Source organism: Mucilaginibacter koreensis (genome assembly GCF_054783355.1).
Genome location: NZ_BAAGQS010000001.1, coordinates 35,751 through 58,228, shown reverse-complemented (window position 1 = coordinate 58,228; position 22,478 = coordinate 35,751). Strand labels below are relative to the sequence as shown.

General features: G+C 46.4%; 22 protein-coding genes. 7 read left to right on the top strand and 15 right to left on the bottom strand.

Annotated features, from left to right (window positions below):
• Window positions 1-441: 441 nt before the first annotated feature.
• A complete protein-coding gene (locus ACYVNW_RS00260; RefSeq protein WP_460677823.1) occupies window positions 442-603 on the top strand; it encodes a hypothetical protein in 162 nt (53 codons plus the stop codon).
• Here ACYVNW_RS00260 and ACYVNW_RS00255 read toward each other — a convergent pair.
• Genes ACYVNW_RS00255 through ACYVNW_RS00245 form a run of 3 tightly spaced genes read right to left on the bottom strand, consistent with a single transcriptional unit; the run spans window position 578 to window position 3,732 of the window.
• On the bottom strand, window positions 578-1,759 hold the full coding sequence (locus ACYVNW_RS00255; protein WP_460677822.1) for a hypothetical protein: 1,182 nt from the start codon (window positions 1,757-1,759) through the stop codon (window positions 578-580). The genes ACYVNW_RS00260 and ACYVNW_RS00255 overlap by 26 nt on opposite strands.
• A gap of 9 nt (window positions 1,760-1,768) precedes the next feature.
• Complete coding sequence (locus ACYVNW_RS00250; protein ID WP_460677821.1) at window positions 1,769-2,434, bottom strand: TetR/AcrR family transcriptional regulator; 666 nt, start codon at window positions 2,432-2,434, stop codon at window positions 1,769-1,771.
• Between the two features lie 11 nt (window positions 2,435-2,445).
• Window positions 2,446-3,732, bottom strand: coding sequence for an aminotransferase class I/II-fold pyridoxal phosphate-dependent enzyme (locus ACYVNW_RS00245; RefSeq protein ID WP_460677820.1), 1,287 nt, complete (start codon window positions 3,730-3,732; stop codon window positions 2,446-2,448).
• A gap of 579 nt (window positions 3,733-4,311) precedes the next feature.
• Between ACYVNW_RS00245 and ACYVNW_RS00240 the strand changes: the two genes are divergently transcribed.
• The 3 genes from ACYVNW_RS00240 to ACYVNW_RS00230 all read left to right on the top strand — a co-directional run bounded on the left by ACYVNW_RS00240 (window position 4,312) and on the right by ACYVNW_RS00230 (window position 6,420).
• The gene (locus tag ACYVNW_RS00240; protein WP_460677819.1) at window positions 4,312-5,304 is read left to right on the top strand and encodes a helix-turn-helix transcriptional regulator; all 993 of its coding nucleotides are present in this window, start codon (window positions 4,312-4,314) and stop codon (window positions 5,302-5,304) included.
• A 209-nt stretch (window positions 5,305-5,513) separates the two neighbouring features.
• A complete protein-coding gene (locus tag ACYVNW_RS00235) occupies window positions 5,514-5,993 on the top strand; it encodes a MauE/DoxX family redox-associated membrane protein (RefSeq protein WP_460677818.1) in 480 nt (159 codons plus the stop codon).
• Between the two features lie 118 nt (window positions 5,994-6,111).
• A complete protein-coding gene (locus tag ACYVNW_RS00230; protein ID WP_460677817.1) occupies window positions 6,112-6,420 on the top strand; it encodes a hypothetical protein in 309 nt (102 codons plus the stop codon).
• Window positions 6,421-6,460: 40 nt separating this feature from the next.
• Here ACYVNW_RS00230 and ACYVNW_RS00225 read toward each other — a convergent pair whose 3' ends face one another.
• Genes ACYVNW_RS00225 through ACYVNW_RS00215 form a run of 3 tightly spaced genes read right to left on the bottom strand, consistent with a single transcriptional unit; the run spans window position 6,461 to window position 12,415 of the window.
• Window positions 6,461-7,831, bottom strand: a complete 1,371-nt coding sequence (locus ACYVNW_RS00225; RefSeq protein WP_460677816.1) for a RagB/SusD family nutrient uptake outer membrane protein — start codon at window positions 7,829-7,831, stop codon at window positions 6,461-6,463.
• Window positions 7,832-7,846: 15 nt separating this feature from the next.
• A complete protein-coding gene (locus ACYVNW_RS00220; RefSeq protein WP_460677815.1) occupies window positions 7,847-11,038 on the bottom strand; it encodes a SusC/RagA family TonB-linked outer membrane protein in 3,192 nt (1,063 codons plus the stop codon).
• Window positions 11,039-11,062: 24 nt separating this feature from the next.
• Window positions 11,063-12,415 carry a TlpA family protein disulfide reductase gene (locus tag ACYVNW_RS00215; protein WP_460677814.1) on the bottom strand — a complete coding sequence of 451 codons (1,353 nt, stop codon included), beginning with the start codon at window positions 12,413-12,415 and terminating at the stop codon, window positions 11,063-11,065.
• 587 nt (window positions 12,416-13,002) lie between these two features.
• Between ACYVNW_RS00215 and ACYVNW_RS00210 the strand changes: the two genes are divergently transcribed.
• Entirely contained in the window at window positions 13,003-13,227 is a 225-nt protein-coding gene (locus ACYVNW_RS00210; RefSeq protein ID WP_460677813.1) for a helix-turn-helix domain-containing protein, read from the top strand.
• Between the two features lie 105 nt (window positions 13,228-13,332).
• On the opposite strand, the gene mobC is transcribed toward ACYVNW_RS00210, so the two are convergent.
• The 8 genes from mobC to ACYVNW_RS00170 all read right to left on the bottom strand — a co-directional run bounded on the left by mobC (window position 13,333) and on the right by ACYVNW_RS00170 (window position 20,490).
• Window positions 13,333-15,408, bottom strand: coding sequence for a conjugal transfer protein MobC (gene mobC / locus ACYVNW_RS00205; RefSeq protein ID WP_460677812.1), 2,076 nt, complete (start codon window positions 15,406-15,408; stop codon window positions 13,333-13,335).
• Between the two features lie 29 nt (window positions 15,409-15,437).
• The gene (locus ACYVNW_RS00200; RefSeq protein WP_460677811.1) at window positions 15,438-16,703 is read right to left on the bottom strand and encodes a relaxase/mobilization nuclease domain-containing protein; all 1,266 of its coding nucleotides are present in this window, start codon (window positions 16,701-16,703) and stop codon (window positions 15,438-15,440) included.
• The gene (locus ACYVNW_RS00195; RefSeq protein WP_460677810.1) at window positions 16,685-17,095 is read right to left on the bottom strand and encodes a plasmid mobilization protein; all 411 of its coding nucleotides are present in this window, start codon (window positions 17,093-17,095) and stop codon (window positions 16,685-16,687) included. Before ACYVNW_RS00195 ends, ACYVNW_RS00200 begins: the two co-directional genes overlap by 19 nt.
• A 568-nt stretch (window positions 17,096-17,663) precedes the next feature.
• A complete protein-coding gene (locus tag ACYVNW_RS00190) occupies window positions 17,664-17,876 on the bottom strand; it encodes a hypothetical protein (RefSeq protein WP_460677809.1) in 213 nt (70 codons plus the stop codon).
• 245 nt (window positions 17,877-18,121) lie between these two features.
• A complete protein-coding gene (locus ACYVNW_RS00185) occupies window positions 18,122-18,865 on the bottom strand; it encodes a hypothetical protein (protein WP_460677808.1) in 744 nt (247 codons plus the stop codon).
• A gap of 149 nt (window positions 18,866-19,014) precedes the next feature.
• Window positions 19,015-19,431: a hypothetical protein gene (locus ACYVNW_RS00180; protein ID WP_460677807.1), complete on the bottom strand. Its 417-nt coding sequence runs from the start codon at window positions 19,429-19,431 to the stop codon at window positions 19,015-19,017.
• Window positions 19,432-19,433: 2 nt separating this feature from the next.
• Entirely contained in the window at window positions 19,434-20,009 is a 576-nt protein-coding gene (locus ACYVNW_RS00175) for a helix-turn-helix domain-containing protein (protein WP_460677806.1), read from the bottom strand.
• Window positions 19,987-20,490: a hypothetical protein gene (locus ACYVNW_RS00170; protein WP_460677805.1), complete on the bottom strand. Its 504-nt coding sequence runs from the start codon at window positions 20,488-20,490 to the stop codon at window positions 19,987-19,989. Before ACYVNW_RS00170 ends, ACYVNW_RS00175 begins: the two co-directional genes overlap by 23 nt.
• Before the next feature lie 170 nt (window positions 20,491-20,660).
• Here ACYVNW_RS00170 and ACYVNW_RS00165 point away from each other — a divergent pair, with 170 nt between their 5' ends.
• Complete coding sequence (locus ACYVNW_RS00165; RefSeq protein WP_460677804.1) at window positions 20,661-21,380, top strand: hypothetical protein; 720 nt, start codon at window positions 20,661-20,663, stop codon at window positions 21,378-21,380.
• A 20-nt stretch (window positions 21,381-21,400) separates the two neighbouring features.
• Here ACYVNW_RS00165 and ACYVNW_RS00160 read toward each other — a convergent pair whose 3' ends face one another.
• Window positions 21,401-21,865 (bottom strand): hypothetical protein, encoded by a 465-nt coding sequence (locus ACYVNW_RS00160; protein ID WP_460677803.1) that lies wholly within the window; start codon window positions 21,863-21,865, stop codon window positions 21,401-21,403.
• Window positions 21,866-21,927: 62 nt separating this feature from the next.
• Between ACYVNW_RS00160 and ACYVNW_RS00155 the strand changes: the two genes are divergently transcribed.
• Window positions 21,928-22,293 carry a DUF4209 domain-containing protein gene (locus tag ACYVNW_RS00155; protein ID WP_460680986.1) on the top strand — a complete coding sequence of 122 codons (366 nt, stop codon included), beginning with the start codon at window positions 21,928-21,930 and terminating at the stop codon, window positions 22,291-22,293.
• The last annotated feature ends 185 nt before the right edge of the window (window positions 22,294-22,478 follow it).

The window sequence follows — 22,478 nt, the reverse complement described above, 5'->3', positions numbered from 1 at the left end:
ACGCCGGTTGCAGTACCAACAGGGCGGTTATCCAATGGCCATTTCAGTGGAAGGAAGATGATGGCTTCCTGCCTGGATCAACGCCACCGATGCGTAAAACCGCAGGTACGACAGTCATCATGCCAGCCGGTCCGATCAAAGAGGGCATTGATCTTGCAAAGGTTGGAACCCGATGCGCTGACTGTCAAGTGCCTGTTCCTGGGAAAATCGAGGCACCTTTAGAAATAGGAAAATCGCAATCCGGTCAGCCCTAATGGACTGATCACACTAAAGTCATTTGGAGGGGACACTGGCTTCCGTTATATTTGATGAGCATAAAACTTGATGTCTATTATTCCCCTTTTTATGAGAGCAACCCTGACCCGGGAAGAACTGTTATTGCTAAGAACCCCTGTCGGGGACCTTCCGGCTTCCAGGAAATTACGCAGGGGATGTGCGCAAATGGGATTTCGTACGCTGCAGGAGATCATGGAATTAGGCTGGGGCAAACTGATCCACCAACAGGGATTCACCTACAGGTGGATGAATGAACTTACGGCGTTGCTGGAGCAGTACCAGCTCCTGCACCTGTTACAGGCTAATCCATCGGCGGATTATCGTTGATCCAGCGCACTGCGTTCAAAAATACCTCTTTGACCTTTTCTGCGGTTGCGTGCTTGGGGTTGTTATACTTATTCTTCACGCTCCCCGGGGAAAAGCCTTGCTGTCCGTCTGTTTCCACATGCTTGGCGACATAATCGAAATAAACGACCTTTTTCCGGTGGACAAAAAAGCCGACCTCGATCAGTACACGAAAAAAGTAAATCACTTGTTCCATCGTGGCAGCAGCGTGCAGAAAGAAGGGCGTAAAAAGCATGTTCTCCCACTTCTTATAAGTGACCCGGGATTGAATACGGAGTTTCTTCTTGAGCGTCGCAGCCTCCTCTTCCAGGGCTTTGGCCAAAATATAGCCCAGAGATTCGGTTCCTTGTTCGTAGCCATAGTGAATGTTAATGGGAATGGAACGCAGGTCGCGGAGCTTTTCAGCCACCCGGACCAGTTCCTCCTGATAAAATTCCACCTCGGCATCATTGGTCTGCAGCATCCGGGTATAATAACAGATCACCGGGAAATAATTGAAATTCAGGTGGACCAGTTCCGGGAAGAGCCGCGCCCGGAGTTCGTCACCGGAATAAGCCTGAGCGAGGGCATGAAGCGACTGTACCCAATGAAGCTGATAATCCAGCTCCCGGCCGTTATGCACCGGCCGGTAGACCGGCCTGGATAAGACATCAAGGTAATCCGCGATGAGCCGGAGGAGTGCGCGGTCCTCGCCGGCGCTGGTCAGTGCCCGGAGAATTTTAAAAGCCATTTTCCTGTTTTCCGCTATAAAAGACGCTTTCAGGGCAAGGGGTACTTTCAGCTGGTCATTAAAAGCAACCCCATACAGTTCCTGCAACGACCGGTAAATATAATTCAGGGCAGCAAGCAAGGCCAGTAAGACCAGGTGTTCCGGATGACGTTCAGCGGAATCCGGCAGGAGCGCGTAATGCCGGTCCGAAAGCTTACTGAGCTCGGTTTGGAGATATTCGATATGCTCGGATCGCCGGCCTGGGTCACCATGGAAGCTATAGATCGTTTCCCGGATAGTTTGAATGATACGATCTTGTTCTGCGGTGAACAAATCCAGTACATATTCTGACCAGCCCGGATCGACCGACGGGGGTAAGTCGCCGAGCAGTCGGGCTAACAAGTGCTCCAGGGGTTCCAATGTTTTCATCGTGATCGGTTATCCGGCGTGCCGCCGTGATCTGGCCGCATCGAAGGCCCATTGCAAGATCTGACGGATCGTTCTGATGATCTCCGCCCGGTCTTTCTCCGAACGGATGTCGATCCCACATTGTGTGCTATAGTTCGTCCGGGCATGTAGCACCAGGTAATAAACGCCTGACACCAGCAGGGCGGCGACTGCTTTAAAATTGATACCCGACCCTTCAAAATAGGGGTCGGTCTGCTGGAAGAAATCCTTGGCCAGGAGTTCCCGTATTTTGCCAATACCATCCATGAGGGAACATTTTTCGGTGATCTCCCACAAAATGAGCTGCTGCATTTCTTCTTCCTGATAAAAGTAATCGAACTGTTTTTCCAGGACAAAGACCAGCATTTCGATCAGCCCGCTTTTCTTTCGGATACTTTCCAGCATGACCGTCATCTCGGCTTTAGAGGCCATCCAGTAATCTTTTTCGACGATGTATTTGGCAATAAGGGAGTCTACGGTGCTGAAATACTTAAAGATCAGGCTGGTGGTCACCTCTGCCTCCCGGGCAATCGCGCGGGCGGATAAGCCTTTATAACCTTTCTTTTTTAAAATGACGCCAACGGCATCGATCAGTTTACGCTCCGTCAGCGGCCGGTTATTAGTCCTGCGGGAGGCGCGTTTATTTCCGGATTGCATAGCTGCTTTATTTAATGTTCACTTCTTGATCTGTTGGGTAGGGCAATGCCGATCTGCTGGTCTACCCGGGCGAAGGCCTGCAAGGTCCGGTCCAGTTGTTCCCGGGTATGCGTGGCCATGACGCTCATCCTGATCCGGGCATCTTTCCTGGAAACGGCCGGGTAAATGATCGGATTGGTATAAATGCCCTGTTCCAGTAACAGCAGACCGGCTTCACCCGTTTTTTTCGGGTCACCGATCTTCACGGGGATGATCGCAGATTCGGTCGTACCGATATCCATGCCCAGATCCAGTAAGCCCTGCCGGAAGTAACGGATATTATCCCAGAGCCGGTCCATCCACTGGGGCTCCTCATCGAGCAGGCGGATCGACTCCAGCACTGCGGCGATATCTGCGGGGGTTCCGGCTGCGGAAAAGAGATGCTGGCGGGACTGGAACTTGAGCAGGCGGATAAGCGCCGGCTTGCCAATGACATAGCCACCGATACTGGCGAAGGTCTTACTGAAAGTGCCGGTGATCAGGTCTACTTCGTCGAGCAGGTCATACAACTCCAGCACTCCCCGGCCTGTTTTACCGATCACCCCGATCCCGTGGGCGTCATCAACGGCCAGGTAAGCACCGTACTGTTTCGTTAGCTTAAGAATTTGATCCAGCGGGGCCATATCACCGTCCTGGGAATACACACCATCAATGACGACCATCTTGTTGCGATAGGCATGCTGCGCATTCTTCAATACCTGCGCTAACCGGTCCAGGTCATTATGCGGAAAGGTTTTGACATTGGTAAGCAGTCCGCCTTCCTGGACGCTGGCATGTACGCCCATGTCATAGATCGCGATATCCTCCTTTTTCAGCAGGCACTGGATGGTGGCGCTGTTGGAAGTATAACCGGTGGTATATAAAATGGAAGCGTCCTGATCCCGTCTGAAGAACCGGGCGATCGCTTCTTCGAGTTGCTGGTGAAAGCGGAAATGTCCGCCGATGGCCGGAGACGCGCCCGAACCTGTGCCATATTGTTCGATCGCAGCCATGGCGGCTTGCCGGACGCGGGGATGTTGGGTAAACCCCAGATAGTCGTTGGAAACCAGGCCGACAAGTGGCTGCGGACTGGATTGACCGGGTAGCAGGACCTGTATTTCAGGGCCGCAGCCGGAGGTACAGACCATGCGGTAATTGAGGTGCCCGCGTTGATCCAGGAAGTTCAGGTAGTTGTTAAAGATCTCGGCCCTTGCATACATGTTGTAGCCTTCAATGTTCTCAAAATCCTTGAAGCTGGCCTTTTCAAAGTTAATATTCATTGTACCGGATAAGTGTTTTAGTGCTTACCCTTAAATTTAAGGTACCATTTTTCAAAAAGCGGTCACTTTTGCGTATTATTTAATACTAAATTAACCTTTTGTTAATATTTAAATTTTTGTTAACGCTGGGCGTGGCTCTCCGATGATAGCCTGCCATAATTGCAATCGTATGTTCGATTAAACCCTTTATTTTTCGAAATTTTCAAAAATTCATCCCGCTTTACATTTAAGTGTCTTTTATTATTGCGAGAATGACACTTGACCAATCGATACATAACTAATTCTTTTGCCCCAGAACATTGAATTTGAGCAGTTTTCCGAAAAAATATTGATTAAAAACTGCACAAAAAGACCTGATAGACGTCAGATTTAGAGACCAGGGTTGTAAAAACTGTGAAATTATTCGGCGGGCGATAACCATCCCGAAGTCATGACTCATCCGGGTGAACAAGGGGTTGGTTAGATTTTTTGATCATGTGAATGTTTGAAAGGAACGATCAGCCGGTCAAATCCAGGCCCGAACTCCTGTACTTATCACGCAGCTGGACAGGAACAATAAGACCAATAATTAACAGCGTTATGGAACCACCAATAGCCATACATCTTCCAGTGAATGTCAGAGCGCAGATCAAACGGGTAAAATATCGACCCGGATTGGGTGCTTATCCCGTTCCCCACGCCGTATGCGAATTGATTCCTTACCCGGATGCACCTATGGTGAGCCAGCAGTTCAGCCATGTCGGATTTTACCTGCAGTTACTGGAGATCAAAGCCGCTGCAGAGATCTACATTAAATTTGATGTACTTTACCCGGCAACCTTTCTGACGTTCATGTTCAAGGGGGCCATCGATTTTTATGATGAAGGGGACCACCGGATCTCCCAGGCTATGGCCGGCACCTTCTATCTTTCTTATAACGGAGTCGTGAGTTATGAAGCCAGGTTGAAAAAGGGACTGCACCAGTTGCTGATCGTTACCTTTTCAGAAAAAGCGCTCTTGCCGGCAAAAGCGGACTTCCCTCAGTTTGATGAATTGCTGCGGTGCCTGGTAGCGGGGCGCAAGGCACCGCTGATCTTGCCTTACTGTCTAATCGGGCAAACGGTCCGGAATTACCTGGACCGAATGCTTCATTACACTGCCGAAGATGCTTTAGAGCGGGGCGCAGGTATTTTGGTTTTGCTGACCAAGTGCCTGAAATTTTATCACAAGCTGCTGGAGAACAACCATTATATCATCACCCACCTGGAAGAAGCGGACGCCCGCAGGCTCCTGGATTTCCTGCAAGCGAATTATCACACCGAGTCGGTTAACCGGCTATCGTTGATGGCGGAGGCGCTGCAATTGACCGGTTGGCAGGTCAGAAAATTAGCGAAAAAATATTTGGACAAGCCGGTTCACCAATTGGTGATCGAGCTCCGGATGAATAGAGCAGCTACGCTGTTAAAAGAGACGACTACCCCTATCCGGAGCATTGCCTTAATGGTCGGCTATGATAACGAAGCTTACTTTTCCACGGCGTTCACCAAGTTCTATCATACCAATCCCACGACCTATCGAAAAGCCGTTAAATGATCAACCAGTTGATCCGGAGCTCCCGGGCGAGCGGACTCCAAAGTTCATCTACTTTTTGCGCATTGTCATCTAACCGGTTTCCATTTACTCCGAAACTGTAAATGATTGGACGTCCGGCGACCGAACTTTACCTCAGCATCTATCAAAAGCTCAGCGCTGTGCCCAGCAGGCCAGGTTGTAATTAAAGATGTTGATCAAAGGAATGAGCCATGAGCACAAAAGAAAAGCTATTGAAAGTGATTGCCGGCATCATAGCAGCGTTGTTTTTTTATGCAGCGATGAGCAAGCTGGTTGATCTGGACAAATCACGGCAGGAAATGCGTAACCAGGTTTTTCCAACCCTGATCGCTGATGTCTTATGGTGGCTGGTACCCTTGACAGAGTTGGTACTGGTATCCTTATTACTCTATCTACCAAGCAGGTTGAGAGCGCTGTATGGTTCCGTTGCTTTACTAAGTGCTTTTACGATTTATATTGCGATTACCATGACCGGGGTATTTGGCCGGGTTCCCTGCAGCTGTGGCGGGATCTTGTCCCATATGGGCTATAGTACGCATCTCTTATTCAATCTCGTTTTCATAGGGCTTGCCCTTGGGGGTATTGCCATAGACAACGAATGGAAGGCAATCAACAGATGGTTACATCCTAACAAAGAAAGGAGGCTCAGGCAATTGAATGATCAGCGATAGCAGGAGAAGAGTTTGCCCTGCACTGCAGAAATTAAAATCGGCCGTAGGATACAAGCTTCCAGGGTCCGTGCGGTCAATCCATTCGTGCCATTCCGGTACGAATTCAAAACTAGAGATCATGCGTAACTTTTTTAAGAACATCAACAAACTAGGCCTGGCAGGCCTTGTAGCAGTAGCTACCTTCACCCTGGCATTCAAAGCACCGGCAAAAAGCCCAAAGGTGCTGCAACAGTATGCCAATACCAGTTCCAGTGCAACAACGCACTGGGTGTTAAATAACCGTGAGCAAGGTAGCGAATCCGGGAATTACAGCTGTTCGGAAGCATCCAAAGCCTGTACCGCTTTCTTTAACAGCCAGCCGGCCGACGGCGTACCGGCGCCCAACAGTCCGGACACGGAAATGGGACAATATACCATCATTCCTTAATCAGCAAAGCCGGCCCCCCAGGGGAGCCGGCTTTGTTTTTTTATCTATTATTTTGTGCTATTCCACTATTCCTGAGCTCATCGTCCGGTATGGGGAAAGCATATCTCGGGCTTCCGGGTAACAATGTATAGGTTTTTCCATTTGCGTTTCTCATCAAAGTCTTGGCGAACCGGTTATCCTGGTTTAGCCGTTTCAGATCGGTCCATCTGGTATTCCGGAAGACCAGTTCCTTCCGGCGTTCGGTCAATACCTGTGTTAATGCTTCTTCGGTGCTCGATGCCGTCAGCGGTACAAAGGTTCCCTTCTTCCAACGATTTTGCAACAGGAAATTCAGGTCGTTCATGGCGGCGGAAATGTTGCCGGCCCGGGCGTAGCTTTCTGCCCGGATGAGATAAACTTCATCCAGGGCCAGACCCGCAAACATGGCTGTCGTCCCGCTGTAGTTCCCTTTGAACTGGGTGATCGCGCTGGATTTCACTGTGAAAAAGATGGATTTTCTCAGGTCATTGGCCGCATAAGAACGGTACAAGGCACTGTCCACGCTGGTTAGCGTCGGGATAATAAAAAAGTTAACGTTGCTCAATGCGGTATAATACAATACCTCATCATTGCCATTGGGCAATGCCCGGGGTAAGGGCTTGGCTAAACTGGCGGTGAGCGTATTGTAATCGATCAGGTCTTTGCGGATATTCAGGCAGGCGGAAGCATATTGCCCTGCCTGGTCATATAATTGCATGGTTTGATATGTTCTGGCCAACAAGGCGAATGCGGCCTGCCGGGTCGGCCGGGTCTTATAATCACTTTGCGTGGGTAACAGGTCAGCGGCAAGGAGCAGGTCATGCGTGATCTGATCATAAACCTGTTGCAGCGTCCCCCGGGTTGATGGCTGATTGACGTCGGAGGAAAGACGAACAGGGATGCCCAGGATCGCAGAAGCGGTACCCGGGTCGTAGGGCATCGCAAACTGCTGCGCCAAATGGTAGAACGCCAGCGACCTGATGAATAAGGCACTGCCTTTGATCATATTAAACTGGCTTTGGCTGGCCGGGTTCGGCTGATACTTAGCCAGGCCATCCAGGATCACATTCGCCGTGAATACTTGCTGGTAAGGTTTGTTCCAGTCATTCTGGGTTTGCCCCTGGTAGATATCGGGCTGCCACAGGTAGCTGTTGGCGATCACCACGCCTGCGCCGGAAAGGCCGGCGTCCGTGGTGTAAACATCGTCCGTACCGGTCACGCTCAAATAGGGCGCCACATTGATATCCGCGTTATTATCTAACAGGGACTGGAAGTCGGTCAGGGTAGTTGGAACGGTCAGAGCCTGGTTGGGCTTTTTATCCAGGAACTCTTTCTGGCAGGCACTGATCCAGCAGGTCATGCCGGCTAATAGGTATAGGGTTATCTTTTTCATGGGATGCTATTTAATTTAAAAGTCGAGTTTAAAACCGGCCGCAATGGTTTTGGGCGGCGGACCGGTCTGGTAGTCGGGATCAACGCCAAAGGAGTTGGCTTTCCATAACAGGGCAAGGTTGTTGGCATACAGGTACAACTGTAAATGCCGGATGGCCAATTTTTTCAGGCGGATACCTGAAAGGTCGTAGCTGAAGTTGATATCCTGCAAACGGATATGGTCCGCTTTGCCGACCAGGGTTTCCGCGAGCGCATAAAAACCATCCCGGTTGTTATCGATCGCTGCCGGCAGCGAGGGGATCTGGGTATGGGATTCATCACCCGGTTGTTGCCAGCGTAAGGCGTAATCCCCGCTTCCGCCCAGTCCGCTCAGTACGGAAGTATAGTTGACAGAAGATCTCCGGAAATAATAACCTAAACGGAAGCTGATATTGGCAGACAGCGAAAAGTTCCGGTAGGTAATGGTATTGCGGAATGCGCCGAAAGTAGTGGGCCTGGCTGATCCGTTGTAGACAATCGTGCCGGCGCTGGCATTGCTAAGGATGGCCGCATAATCTTTACTGACCTGACCGTTCAAAATGCCCTGCGGGTCGCCCGTCAAGGGGTCAAGACCAGCCCATGGATAACTATAAATGGCGTACAACGGGTTGCCTTGAATGGGATAGCCGATCAGACCGATCGTAGAAGCGTTCAATTGAGCGGTCGCATACTCGGTCACCCGGTCTTTGACATAACTCAGCAGCAGGGTGGTATTCCATTGGATGGTGCGGTCAATGATCCGGGTATTGATCGTCAGGTCAGCACCATGGGTGAGTGTATTGGCGTTGTTACCGGTAAAGCTGCTGATACCGGTGGACGGCGCGAAAGGTGTGGTACCAATAAGATCTATGCCTTTTTTTTGGTAAACCTCGATCGTGCCGCTGATCCGGTCATTCCGGGTACTGAAGTCCAGGCCGAAGTTCGTGGTCCTGATCTGTTCCCACCGGAGCTCCGGGTTGGGTGGGTTCACGATACGCTGGAAGGGCAGCAATGTCGTGGGCGCTTTGGTCAGGGCATATTGGGCTGTGGTGAAAGCAGAGAGCTTTTTGTCCACGTTTCCGCTTAAACCATAGGTTGCCCTGAACTTCAGGTAGGGTAACCAGCCCAGGTGATAAAAACTTTCATGGCTGATGTTCCAGCCTGCACCTGCTGACCAAAGCGGAATCCCTTTTTGATTGGTATTGACCCCGAAGAGGTTGGACCGGTCAAACCGGACGCTGCCCGTCAGGGAGTACCGCCGGTCTAAAGTGTAACCTGCATTGGCATACCAGGAAATATACCGGTCGGTGAGCTCCGTCTGGGTGTCTCTGTTCGGAACCTGCCCGGTCGCGCCTGGATTCTGGTATAACGGATATGGATTCACGTAGTCTACCAACTGGCTGGTGGCATGGTCACCGTCATAGCCGTACAAGCGATACGTATTGCCGGTCGTATGGACCTCCTGCAACTCATAGCCGGCAATGGCATTGATCTCATTTTTTTGCCAGCCTTTACTGAAATTGAGCTGTCCCCGGATATTGTGGCTGGTCAGGGAGGTTTGCCCCAAGTCCAGGATGCCACCTAAGGGAATGATCCTTTTGATGCTCCCGTCCGCGTTGACCTGTGAAAACTGGTTGATCAGGTTACCCGTATAGTAGCTATCCTGGCTTTGCAGGTTCCTGCCATCTGTGAGTCCTCTGCCATATTGATAAGACACCAGTGCGTGCAGGGCGGGAATGATCTTGTAATCCGCGCTGGCATTGATCCGGTAATCGGTGACCCTGCTGATTTGATCCGCCGCATAGAGTTCATTGACCGGGCTGTATTGCCAGTCCAAAAGTCCGGCGGCTGCGGCAGACCGGGCATAAGCCATCCGGTAATCATTAGCGACCGTCAGCGGGTTTCCCTCGCTGTCGGCTAAACGGGCATAGGGATAATAAGGCGTATTGGTGATCGCGTTATAGGAAGCATTGTAATTAGGGTTGTCGAGCTGGGTCCTGCTTTGCGTCAGCATGAAACCGGTATTGACCTGCAACCGGCTGCCGATCAAAGAATAGGTATTGGAGGCATTTAATGTAAAACGGTCGTAAGTATTACGGTTCAGATTAGCCAGGTCTTTGTCATAACCCGTCGATACATAGAAACGCTGTTTTTCTGAGCCGCCACTGAGGTTGAAGGCGTACTGCTGGTTGACGCTTTTCCGGTAAAAATACCGGTTCAGGTCATTGCGGACATCCTGCTGCTTGAGGACTTCCAGTTGGGCATTCGCCTCAGCCGTTGATATTTTTCCGTCACGCTGCGCAATGAACAATTCCACGGCAGGCGTGAGCGCCGTATGCGCTGCCGACTGTTCCGCAGCCTGGTAAAAGCCCTGGGCAAATAATTTTTGCTCAATATCAATAAATTCTGCAGAGGACATTTGCGGCTGGTAAAACAGATCCGGCTTGGCACCGATGGTCACGTTCGCATTGAGCGATACTTGTATGGGGCGGTTGAAAGCTCCTTTTTTGGTGGTGATGACAATGACCCCATTACCGGCGCGGGCGCCCCAGATGGAAGCCGCAGCGGCATCTTTGAGCACGGTCACGCTTTCCACATCATTAGGATTGATGTCATTAAGGTCACCCTGGTAAGGAAAATTATCCAGGATGATCAGGGGATCCACGTTTGCGTTAATGGTACTTTGGCCCCGTATGGTAATGGGCGTCTGTGCGTTCGTGCTGGTCGCACCCCGGTTAAAGATCAGCCCGGAGGTTACGTCTTCCAGGCGGCTCAGCAGGTCGGTACTGACCCTCCGGTTCAGCAGTTGCCGGTCGACCTGGGCAAATGACCCGGTAGCGCGTTCTCTAGGCAAGCGCTGGTAACCGGTGTTGATGACGACTTCATTCAACCGGTTAGCGGTGGGCTCCAATTGAATGACATGCCGAAAGCCAGGTGAGTGGTTAAGCTGGATGGTCTGCGTCCGGTACCCAATAAACGAGATGGTTAATGAGTCAGCTGCAGCTGTAAGCCTGAGCGCGAAATTTCCGGACAGGTCGGTAACCGTACTTTGCGTTTGCGTACGCACCGTGGCCCCTGCGAGCGGCTCGCCGTTATTCCCGGATAAAACGGTCCCGGTGATGGCAGACTGCTGCGCGACGACCAACAGCGGGAAGCCAATAACAAATAAAAGAGGTAATAGTCTTTTCATGAGTGTGTTATTGAATAGATTAGGTTAGAAAGCCTTGTCGTCGTCGCTGATGTGCAGCATTTCAACGGGCGCTTTTTTCAAAACGAATTTCAGATCATATTTTTCCAGGGCTTGATTAAGGGACTCCACACTGCCCAGGTTGGCGTCCAGGCTGAGGTCTACTTTACCGGCATAGCCGGTGCCGTCCACTACCGGGTAGGGCGTGTTCGAGAGGTAAAAGGAATCCAGCTGTACGATCAAATAATCCAAGGTGGCATTGCTCATCTGGAAGCCAAAGCGATCGACCTGGATATGGGGTTTATTGCCGGTGGTTTTCAGCTTGTCGGTGGCAGCAGTCCGGGTCAGTACCCAGCAATCGCGTTCCAGCAGTTCCACCCGCGCTTTGTATTGCGGAAACAGCCGGCTGAGGTCTGACTGCATGATGGAGAAGATATCCGGCGCCAGCCGTGGCGGAACGATCAGTTCATAACAATAGCCATGACCCGCAAACAGCCATTGATGATAAGCGGCGCCGGTCCGGGAGGAATTCAAAGCAGCGGAATCCTGAACATCGAGTAAGATCTTATGGTTGCCCAGCGTCTTGTACTGACCGGCATAGGCGTTACTGAACAAGGCCATCAGGGGCACGTTCCTGGCGGTGATCCGGCGGGATTTTCCCGGTTGATAAAGGTCATAATGATAGCCCGACCGTAAGCCCTCCACGCACCCTGTCAGGGAAGACCGGAAGATCAGGGTGGAATCAAACGCCGTGTTCTGATGGGCAAATAAGGGCTTGGAGCGGTCATAGGGCAATAAGGCGACCTCCTGTTTTACCGGTGCTTTGATGTCCTGATGCAGTATTAGGTCATTGATGTTCTTCATATTCACCGCATTCTGATCGGTAATGGCCCGTACGATCCCTTCAGGATCGATCCAAACAAAATGCGGCAAAGAGCTGTGCGGAAACAGATTGTTTAATATTTTATCGCCAACCAGTTCAGGGATATCGTAAGTCCGGTGTTGCTGCCTAGTGAACTTTGCCATAAAAGCATTGACCTCGTTGGCGGACTGATAGGTCACGGACAAGAACTGCATCTTGCCATCAAACTGCTTTTGCAAGCTATCCATCCTGGGGATCATGGCGATACAGGGACTGCACCAGGTCGCCCAAAAGTCGAGAATCAGTAATTTGCCTTTAAAGTCAGCAAGTTGGGCGGTACCGGCCGGACGACCGGCCCGATCCTTATAGTGAATAAACCCAGTGAGGGTGATGTCAGGCACGGATTGTCCGATCCGGAGGCCACGAGCCCCAGTACCAACAGCCTCGTTAACCTGTGCCGATGCACTAAAATTTAGGCAAAGCACAGCCAGTACGATGTATATCGTTATTTTTTTCATGATTTGATTAATGGAGATGAGGCAAACTCATTGCCTAATAAAAGATCTAAAGAAAGCGGCAGCAAGGGAAAGAAAACTATATATTAACTCATCAGCTATGCATCGGCCGCCGCTAAAAATTAAATCAAACGGGGGCCTTGATTATATTTTTGAATAGCTTATTTAAGGTAATATTTAACTGTATCTGACAAGAAAACGATGAAGCGTAATTGCCTCCATCACATGGGATGATGCACGAACTATTATTATTAAATTCTTTTCTCATTATGCATCACTTAATGAGACTCGCTTTAATGTTAAAATAGGATGGGCCTTTCCCACCACTGCTCTTCGTTGACACCCCAAGAAGTGGATTTACGGCAAGACCCATCCCTTTCGCAAAATACAAAAGTATTAGCAAAGGTATGGGCTTTAAACTTACCGTCTCGCATCTTGGGTGTCAAGGAAGAGCAACGAGACTCTTTTGTTTATAAAACCTAATTTCTTATAAGATATTAATTAACTTAATGTTAGCTAAGATACAAAGTAAATAATATCTTGTCAATACTGACAAGATATTATTTTAAAAAAGATGTGAAATTCCCTTGATGAAGGAGAAATTTCTTAAACATTATTCAGTGATTGGAAATAACGTAAAAGCACTCAGATTAAGTAAGGGTTGGACTCAAGTTGAACTTGCACACAGGTGCAGTGTGAATGCAGAACAGATTAGTCGAATTGAGAATGCAAGAAGAGATTATATGCATTCCACTTTACTCGAAGTCTGCGAAGCGCTAGACGTTAACGTATTAAAAGTTATGTCTGAGTTGTAATATAAGGTGGTTCAAAAGCATTAATGCAATAGTTATAATATAATATTATCTCACTTGTCTCCTTGCGAAATAACAGCCAATACATTAAATCCTTTGGCATTCCAATCACATTGATATAGCCCCCGGATTATTATTTTCCTGTGTTCGGTTCTTTATCATTACATGCTGGTTAGACTTTTGATTCACAGGCTCAATTACTTGAGTTTCTGTTTCCTCTAATTCTAATGCTTTATTCTTTTCGTTTACAGCAGTAAGTTCTTCCAGCAACAAGCGCTTAATATCATCTTTGATCTTAATATAGTTATCTTGAACCAAATCTGAGGTAACATCCTGAATAACGGGAATCGGTTGATACGCCTCTTCTTCTCGTTTAATAGCCTCATGGTCGTTTTGTATCTCATTGTGAAATACTTTAAATGCAATCTTATTTTCAGGATCGTCAGCAACCATACCAACGAACTGGCCGGAAGACAACCCGGAAATCTTAGAAGCTGGGATAGCGTATTCTAATTGTAAAGATTTACTGGTGGAAGTATCATCGCTGTTGATAGATAGACTGGTGCGATCCTGCATGATCTTGCCGAAACGTTCTGAAAGCTGTTTGGCTGTATCACCAGTAACCTGGCCGCTAATAACATTACCAATTATATTCATAATGACTTCTGCCTGTTCCCGCCCATAATCTTTTTTCAATTGGCTGTAATCCTGCACCGCCAATGTAGTTGCTACTTTATTGGATCGTGCAGTAGCAATCAAACTATCCATATTATTAAAATAGATGGTAGGAAATTCATCAAAGATCAGGCTGCATTTCTGCTGATTTTTCCGGTTGACCAGCTTAATGACCCTGGATATGTATAAGGAGAGTACAGCCCCATATACTTGAAGCTTCTGCGGATTATTGCCCATGCTGACAATCTTAGGCTCATTAGGATTGTTGACATCTAAGGTGAAGTCATTGCCTGACAAAACGTAATATAATTGTGGGGATGCTAACCTAGCTAAACCGATCTTCGCTGAGGCAATCTGCCCCTCCAGTTGTTCTTTTGCATTATTACGGAATGCCGACACAAAGGGATTGATGAGTACCTTGATTTCTTCCTGTTCCTGCAATACACCAAACAGCGGGTCATAGTCGGCCTGCATAAGCTCAATGACATGGGGCAAGGTACAATAACGGCCATTCTTGTATCTGCGCAAATACCAGATAACAGCTGTCAAAAAGTTAATAGGAGACTCAACAAAAAAGTCGCCCTGCTTTTTGATCCAATCACGATTCAGCCCTAACATAATGGTCCGGGCAGCTTCTGTCGCATCCGTGATATCTTCCATGCTTTGCGGGTCCAATGGATTGCAGCGGTGGGTACGTGACAGGTCATCAAAATTGATCACATAGAACTTAGGCCGGATTTTGTAAGCACCAGTATTATTCAGTAAAGTGTTGTAAGCAATCTTGGTCAAGTCATCATACTTGAAATCATATAAAAAGAGCGTAAACCCTTTCCTAATATGCTGAGTAATAATGTGCCGGATAACGAAATAGGACTTGCCGGCACCAGGAGTGCCAATGACCAGTAGTCCGCGAAACGGATTGATAAAATTGATCCAGCTTTTGCGGAGTTGTTTCTTTAATTGGTAAGTGGCGGGCAAGTTGATAGAATACTCGTTTTGCAACAACCTTTCCTCTTGGGGGAAGGTCTCATTTTCAGTATTGAAGATATCAGTTTGAAGTCCCACTTTGATGAGCCGTGATAAAAGCGTACCGCCGGTTAAGATCAGCAGATATCCGGTTGTCGAAATACCGATATATAAAATCGCTACGACTGTTGCCGATGCAGTTAAATAAAAAGACAGGGTACTTAACAAATACAACAGTAAACCGCTAGCCAGTAAACTGGTAATTGTCCCTTTATCAATGCTCTCTTCCTTCTTGCCTTTGGCTCCGATCAGCGAAACCAGTAACATTAATAACGCCGCTAGTTTAGGCTTCCATAGATTCTTAAATAACCCCGTTCTGGCGATATTGGACACGATGCGCGTTGTTATCGTTGCTGTCAAGTGCCATTGCTGAAAAGCAGCAAAGCAGGCAATATAAAAGTGTATGGCTAAAATGAATATGCTGATCAAGCGGGTAAAGTCGATGATCTTGCGTAATCCTTGTGTATCTTCTCCGGTTTGCATATGCCCTCCTTAGTAAATAATAGAATTTGTTATCGGCCGAGACTTCGTTTTTTCTTTTTCTTAAGTGGCGCAAGTGGTGCGCCGTCTTCTGTATTATTACCCATCAAGGTCATTAGTTGCCGTTCAAAAGCATCCGGTTGGAGATACTTTGTCTCTGGCTCCTCATCCTTGATAGTAAGATAATTGGATTTAGAAGTCTGTCCGATAAAGTTGTTATTTGCCAATCCTATAGGTTGGTCCATGTCGCCGAACCGTTGCATTAAACCACCTGCACTATAGGGTTTTCCCAAATCGCTACCTTTAAATACGGTTTTATTGGTATGATCAATGAAGGTCAAACCATAGGTAAGTCCTTGATCATTCTGCCTGAATGAGGCTAGAATGTTCTGCTTTCGCAGTTCAGCAATAAAAGTGGCTTTTGTGATACTGTTAAAGTTTAGAAAGACCTTTTCTATTGCTGCTTTGAGACCCTCCCGGTAAGGCTTGCGTTTTTCTATATTGTGTTCGAATTTTTGTTCAAGGTTCATTAAAGTCGGTTTGCTGTAAAAGGCACTGGCCTTGATAGGCACACCAATCTTATTCCCATCGCTGTCCAATAGCGAATAAACCAAACCCTTCTTCTGATACATCATCGATTCCTCTTTGCCACGGTCGGCAACAACATTGAACTGCCTGAGTACGGCATTGAATTCGGCTAAGGACGTATACTTGTACTGCCTCATAACAGCCCCCACGACATTACTTATTGCCCGCTTGGTTGGAAGATGACCGTAGATGGCCTTCTCAATATCAGCCGGTCTTATGGCAGGTTGCTGCTTGAATGTTTTGCTTTCTGCCCGGACAAGATTAAACGCTTGCTCAATCTCTTTCCTGGCAGGTTCCGATACCAAGAGACCTATATTGTGTAATGGAATTCGCTTACCACCAGGCTGAATATTAGTCGTAACAATGTGCATGTGATTATGCGCCGCATCCCCATGCCGGTAAACCAGGAAAGGCTGCTCACCAAATCCGATCTTATCCATGTAGGTGTTAGCAATAGCCTGCATGGTGCCAGTATCCAGCTTTTCACTGGCGTCAAAATTTAAGGAGATGTGCAACGCATTGGTTTTTACTTTTTCATTTGTCATTGTGAGATTTTCGAAACGTTTAAGTTTATTATCGAAGCTCATCCGTTCAATTTCACCGGCAAAACCGCTGGCCATAATGAGCTGTGCCTGGCCTGCAGCAACTTTGTTCTCATTATAATTTAAGACTCCGCGTATCTGCTTTCCGCTCACGATTTTTGCAACCATTTTTCTGCCAGTTGGGCGACGATCTCAAGTAAGCCGTCTACTTTCTTTCCTACAATTTCATAGCGTTCAGCAACTTTAAGCGCATAGAAACTTTTGGCGCTTTCGTTACGGCTACTATGAAATGCTTTAGTGATTTGGTTGATATTTACACCTATGGCCTTAAGTTCTTTTCGGACTAGCGCTAGCTCCTCCATCACACTGTTAAGCGAGGCATCGACATGAAAAATCTTGATCTGTTCGTTGGATAAAATCTTGCGGCTGACCTCACCGATACTGTGGCAATCACCTTTTTCGATTAACTTTTCCAGCCGTTGATAAACGGAAGGCGTGACCCTCGTTCTGACCGGATGAGTGAAACGTTCTTCTTTTTTCGAGTTGTTCGATGCTTCCATAGACAAGTATTTAAAGACTCGTAAAAGGGGTGAGTTCCGAACCCCGGTAAGCCACTGCGGCAGGCAGCAAAGATCCGTTTGTGGACAAACGTACATCTTTGCTGCAATCTGGCGATTGCCAACAGCGCTTTGCCCCGACATTCGCGGAACTGATTTCTTGTATTTTGATTAGACTTTTAAATCGAACCTCTTGGGGCTTGGCTTACTTGATTTTCAGTAGTTTTCAGGGGCTTAACTATCTGCAGGAATTTTTTATTGATGAAAGTGTTGTGAATCATAATACATTGCATTTAATGGATCAAAAGTGTCATGATTTTTATGCACGGAATAACAGTTTTAATTAGTTCAGAATGTTTCTGTTCAAAGCATTGATTGACAATGCCTATAATGCAAGAATAGTCAAAGCTTAAAATCTTAGCTGGTCAATTTTCATCGGAATGGCTGACATTCAAAATCATATTGCTCTCTATATTTAATAGAATTCTAATTTTTATCAATTTTGATGTAGCTGATAGATAATAAATAGTTATCTATTATTGATTGATACTCATGTTAAGCGCAACATTTGTTAATTCCCCGTCCCCGATTCTAATAGCATAAAATTCTCCCTAGTTTCGGTATACATTAGGCTTACGTTATCCTTTTCAAAGATGAAGCTATTCAGAAAATCTAATTCTTCTGTTTTCTGCCTGGCTTTGAAATTGTCAATATTTAACTGATGATCATCGACAGGAAAAAATACCTCTATGGGTATATCTAAATTATCTGGAAATTTTTTCATCCGCTAGTCCTGCGTATTGTGATATAATTGCAAATTCAGGTCGGTCATTGAAGGAACAGCAAAACTCAGGGGACAGGCCGCATTTAACCTTTGCAAGGAATTTACAGTACACGGAGGGGATGCATTAAGATTTAATTAATTTTGAGGGGGAAGCGATTCCCCCGTAAATTCGCCTTGGGAGTTATATTAAAATTTAGGATAACTCAATTTATTATGGGGATCAGGCCAATAATTGGAACTGAAAATCATTGAGCGGTGTTGGACGCCACAGTTGGAGATTTTAAATCATATTTGATCTTGCCGTCTGAGTCATGGGTTATCTCGATCTCATTGAGAAAATTCATTAGTTTAATATAACCGTCATTACAAAGCTCCAATTGCCTTTTTAGATAGGGTAGCCAGTCACGCCGTTCCTGATCAAGCGAGTTAACACCTGCCTCGTCAGCCCCTTTTGATGAAAGGAATTTGTTGAAATAATCAGTGTCGTACCCGGAATAATGAACGAAAAATTTCCTGTGTTGATTGAATAACGGGTATTCGTTGGCCATAAATTCATTCAGCCATTTAAAATTCTCCGAAGCCGCCAGGTGAGGATACACAGAATTTATATGATCAAAGGGATGCTGAAAAAATGTTTTTCCCTTTAACTTCAATAATAGCTCAGGAAAAAACACACACAGGTAATCTGCAATACGCTGCCAAAACTTGTAGATGCTTTCAAACGCTATCGGAAGTTCCCGGTTAAATCTGCCGTCCTCCATTGTCTGCCTGTAGGTAAAATGTTTTTTGCCATCAAGCCATCCATAAGAATTACTTAGGACAACTATATAAGGGTGGTAGAGATGAATGATCCCTGTGCGATATTTAATATCCCCCGATGCCACAAACAGTTCATGCTGCATGATATTCGGGTTTTTAACCTGCCTGTCAATCCCCAGTTCATCGCAAACTTCGTTAAGGCGGTCGATCAGCCCGTTTTTGGATGCCATTACAACAGCCGGGTTATTGACCGCAATCACATTTATTCCTTTGTAAGTATAATTATCGTCTGTTAAACAGGTCAACCCGCTATCCGTATAGGTTTTGTACAGCTCCTGATTGAAAGCCTTAATTATCTCGTGCCTCTCGTCCATTTAATTTATTTTACTTCGTTTGCAGAAAAGTTAGATGCATCGATAAGTGGCAGCACGGCATTATGGAGGGCTGTCCCACGAAGACGAGAGAATAAAAGCCCCCGGGAGGTGGAGATTGCAATCGTATTAACAGCCAACTGCAAATCAGCCGGCAGAGATTCCAAAGTTTTGGGTGATACCAGCTCAAAATAGTATCTTGTGTCCTGGGAACAAAGAGCAGGGCCATCGGCCTCCGCGCGAACCTCAATGCGATTATCCACGAAAAACTTTTGCTTTGTCGGATTTAAACCTATCTCCAGCGCTACAAAAAATTGAAAATCCCCCTTCGCCTGGAAATCATCAGGCACGTCAAATTTGAAAAGGCGTTCTTTGATCTGGATGATGCGAACATCTGTATTTGGTGTTTCTTTCAATTTGCTCATGATCAGGCTTTTTGATATTTCTTCATTTCTGGGTGCTCTTGCTTTCCCCTACGCACTTCGGTCCTTAATGATATGGAGTTTTGAATATCCGTACATTGTGGGATCAGCGAGCCTGTAACCAACCATTCTTTTGGATCGTATGTAGTAGCAAGTCCCGGATATTGCACTTGATAGTTGTCGGGATAATATACTAAAACAGAAGCGTTGCCGCCAAAATGCTGTACTGGCGGGGCAATGTGTCCTGCCACTCCAAATGAGGACCGGAAAACGATCGGCTCCTGCTTTTCCCTGTAAAATTCCGCCATTGGAACATTCAGCCTAAAACTGATGGCCGACAAGGTGTCCTGGGTAAAGTTATGGGTACCGCTTAGCCACTTGCTGACTACTGATGGTTCCTGTCCCATTAGTCCTGCAAATTGTTTCTTCGACAATCCCTTTTCCGCGATCAAGTCTCCAATCCTTGCCGCGAGTAATAACCTGTCCTCCACCTTTTTGCTGTCCAAGGGGTCAACCTTGTCCAGTATTTCATCGATGATTGAGTCCAGATTACCGTTATCAAAATTCTTGGTCATCATCATACTCCTTAAAATCCAGGTCGCCGGTTATGTCACGCATCCCCGGCCCCCAGCCCAGTTCTTTGTCAGCAAAGCCCTGGTGTATTCTGTCAGCCACCTGCATTAATAAATGCATTTGACGACTCAGTTCGGTATCCTCCTGCCAGGTGCGGGTTGTTTTTGGCCCCCCGCCACCTAAAATGATACAGTCCATCCCGAACTGGATGCAATATAACCTTAGCTTACGCTCCGGCACATCAAACAAAGCGGAAATATGGTCCCCCATTCTTCCCTCTCCTTTTTTAAAGAAATCAACCCTTGCCCCGGTCTTGTGGCCGATCGTCCGCAAAGCGAGCAAAAGATCCTGCGTTTCTGCAGGAAATTCGCCTTTGTTTGCTATTAAAAACTGTTCAAATAGTGAGCCAGCGTCCCCATCCAGCGTAACGGTATATACCGACGCCTTACTTCCGCTTAGCTGCGCTATTTTATGCAGTTTAAATTTCATTTAAAAATATGAATAATTCACAATTATACGACATTCTGAATGTTTTTCAAAACAAGATTTTACTTATAAGTGAAATATGGGTATTTTTACAGTCGTTTTGAAGATCAGCATCGATACTTGCCTTTGTGCTTTTAAACAGCTATTTCAATCCAACACTAAATATTATTCTGATGACACGTTTTTACGAAATAAGAGCAAATGCACTTGCCTACTGGATAAAACAGACTAAAAGAGTTATTACAGACGACATATCTTCAATTCCTAATGACGACCTTTCTGAAACCTTTGAATGTAGCTGGCAAAGGAAAAGCGACTGTGGGCATGTGAGCATCTTTTGTAGCCTGGGAGATTGGGCATCAAACATTACAGATATCCTGAGAGATGAATCACTCGACAAATGCCACGTAGAAAACAAAGAAGAATCAAAGCAATTATTCAGGTATTATACGAGGCTGTTGCTGGTTATTTCAGAATTACTTACAGATTTCCAGGACCTTTATATTGAAGCGGCAGGATTGCCTGCAAGGGATAAAAAAAGCAATACAGCTGCACGCAACTTTCTTTTTTCGCTGCCGGAAATTAAAGAATATCCGGTCCAGGAAATTTTTGACTTTATCAATACTATCTGTAAGCACAAAAATAAGAACTTACATAGATGCAATCATCATCTTGACCTGTTTTTTGACGATAGCAAGGAAGAGAAGCCATCTAAAACCCAATTGGTCCATATTAAAAACCTTTCCTTTGACGGCCAAAAAGATGGAATACTTGTACCAAAGCTCCAGTATTTTTTAACGGTGCTATTGCAATGCTATAAAAATATAGATCATTATTTTGAACACGAAAACAAGCAAGGGTTTGAAAAGGTCTGTAAAGCTTATTCAAACTGATCGGGTATTGCCAGCAGAAATTAATCGGGAAAATGGAAGAACATAAATTCCATCGCGACAATATTTTGTGGGTCCTGCGGCGATGCGATCTCAAAAGCGAATGAGCTGTTATAGGTATCCCGCACGAATCTTTTGAAATGAGCCTGCATCATAATAGATTGCCTTGCAGCGGTCAATACGGCTGAAAAATCCTGCTGGCGAACAAAGGTCATTAACGCCGTCTTACTATCCCAGTAGGTCAGGTAACTTAAAAGCTGGCTGATGGCTTCCGCAAACTTTTTCTGCCCTTTCCAAATTTTACATTCAGCTACAAAGATATTTGTTCCCTCTTTGGCATATTTAAGCAAAATATCCGTTTTCCCGCTTTTGTTGAATGCCTCGCCCACACCACTTGTAGCGTCATATCTGGTTTCTAAAAACAGCAGAAACATATCTCGTATATGTTCTTCATGTTTGCCTCGGTATAGAGAAGGCTTCCGCTCCATAGCCCTTGCGACATTATAGATTACCTCCCTGATGTCGTTATAAACATTCTCCTGCAGCCGGAATAAGCTTTCTTGGCACGGCCGGGGATGTATCTGAAGGGCTGTTACGAAATTTTGCCGAAAGGCTGAATATTTCAACGACGGTCGGGGGCAAAAAAGGTACACAGGAAGCAATCATGGGTAATATTCTTGATAATGAAGTTATCCGGGCTTATTTCGACGAAGATGATCTTCAATTTTTCCAATACCTTTTTGGCAATGAGGGAGGCATTAATATGAGAAACAATGTTGCGCACAGCCTTTATAATTTAACACAGTATAATATTGATAAAATGCATCTCCTTTTGGCCGCATTGCTGAGGATAGCAAATCTCAATGTAACGGAGCAAACTGAAATGCCGTCAGAACAAAATGTACAAAATTCATAGACCTCAACCATACTATCCTCCTTGTTATAGTTTCCGTTATAAAAGGGCATCAGCAATTAGGATCGTCAATTTAAATAGGTCATTGTGTTCCATGATTATGTTTCACCCGAAAGTGTTAAGGTTTGTTTAGGGCGGTTGGGCCGCCGGAAGTCACACTTCTTTATCCACTCAGGATATGGGTGCAT

Bases quoted from the DNA above. Each gene is read 5' to 3' on its own strand.
- ACYVNW_RS00240 (WP_460677819.1), top strand. From the start codon at position 4,312: ATGGAACCACCAATAGCCATACATCTTCCAGTGAATGTCAGAGCGCAG.
- ACYVNW_RS00210 (WP_460677813.1), top strand. From the start codon at position 13,003: ATGAAGGAGAAATTTCTTAAACATTATTCAGTGATTGGAAATAACGTA.
- ACYVNW_RS00260 (WP_460677823.1), top strand. From the start codon at position 442: ATGGGATTTCGTACGCTGCAGGAGATCATGGAATTAGGCTGGGGCAAA.
- ACYVNW_RS00195 (WP_460677810.1), bottom strand. From the start codon at position 17,095: ATGGAAGCATCGAACAACTCGAAAAAAGAAGAACGTTTCACTCATCCG.
- ACYVNW_RS00235 (WP_460677818.1), top strand. From the start codon at position 5,514: ATGAGCACAAAAGAAAAGCTATTGAAAGTGATTGCCGGCATCATAGCA.
- ACYVNW_RS00165 (WP_460677804.1), top strand. From the start codon at position 20,661: ATGACACGTTTTTACGAAATAAGAGCAAATGCACTTGCCTACTGGATA.
- ACYVNW_RS00245 (WP_460677820.1), bottom strand. From the start codon at position 3,732: ATGAATATTAACTTTGAAAAGGCCAGCTTCAAGGATTTTGAGAACATT.
- ACYVNW_RS00160 (WP_460677803.1), bottom strand. From the start codon at position 21,865: ATGGAGCGGAAGCCTTCTCTATACCGAGGCAAACATGAAGAACATATA.
- ACYVNW_RS00215 (WP_460677814.1), bottom strand. From the start codon at position 12,415: ATGAAAAAAATAACGATATACATCGTACTGGCTGTGCTTTGCCTAAAT.
- ACYVNW_RS00225 (WP_460677816.1), bottom strand. From the start codon at position 7,831: ATGAAAAAGATAACCCTATACCTATTAGCCGGCATGACCTGCTGGATC.
- ACYVNW_RS00230 (WP_460677817.1), top strand. From the start codon at position 6,112: ATGCGTAACTTTTTTAAGAACATCAACAAACTAGGCCTGGCAGGCCTT.
- ACYVNW_RS00255 (WP_460677822.1), bottom strand. From the start codon at position 1,759: ATGAAAACATTGGAACCCCTGGAGCACTTGTTAGCCCGACTGCTCGGC.
- ACYVNW_RS00190 (WP_460677809.1), bottom strand. From the start codon at position 17,876: ATGAAAAAATTTCCAGATAATTTAGATATACCCATAGAGGTATTTTTT.
- ACYVNW_RS00250 (WP_460677821.1), bottom strand. From the start codon at position 2,434: ATGCAATCCGGAAATAAACGCGCCTCCCGCAGGACTAATAACCGGCCG.
- ACYVNW_RS00175 (WP_460677806.1), bottom strand. From the start codon at position 20,009: ATGATGATGACCAAGAATTTTGATAACGGTAATCTGGACTCAATCATC.
- ACYVNW_RS00200 (WP_460677811.1), bottom strand. From the start codon at position 16,703: ATGGTTGCAAAAATCGTGAGCGGAAAGCAGATACGCGGAGTCTTAAAT.
- ACYVNW_RS00170 (WP_460677805.1), bottom strand. From the start codon at position 20,490: ATGAAATTTAAACTGCATAAAATAGCGCAGCTAAGCGGAAGTAAGGCG.
- ACYVNW_RS00185 (WP_460677808.1), bottom strand. From the start codon at position 18,865: ATGGCATCCAAAAACGGGCTGATCGACCGCCTTAACGAAGTTTGCGAT.
- ACYVNW_RS00220 (WP_460677815.1), bottom strand. From the start codon at position 11,038: ATGAAAAGACTATTACCTCTTTTATTTGTTATTGGCTTCCCGCTGTTG.
- ACYVNW_RS00180 (WP_460677807.1), bottom strand. From the start codon at position 19,431: ATGAGCAAATTGAAAGAAACACCAAATACAGATGTTCGCATCATCCAG.
- mobC (WP_460677812.1), bottom strand. From the start codon at position 15,408: ATGCAAACCGGAGAAGATACACAAGGATTACGCAAGATCATCGACTTT.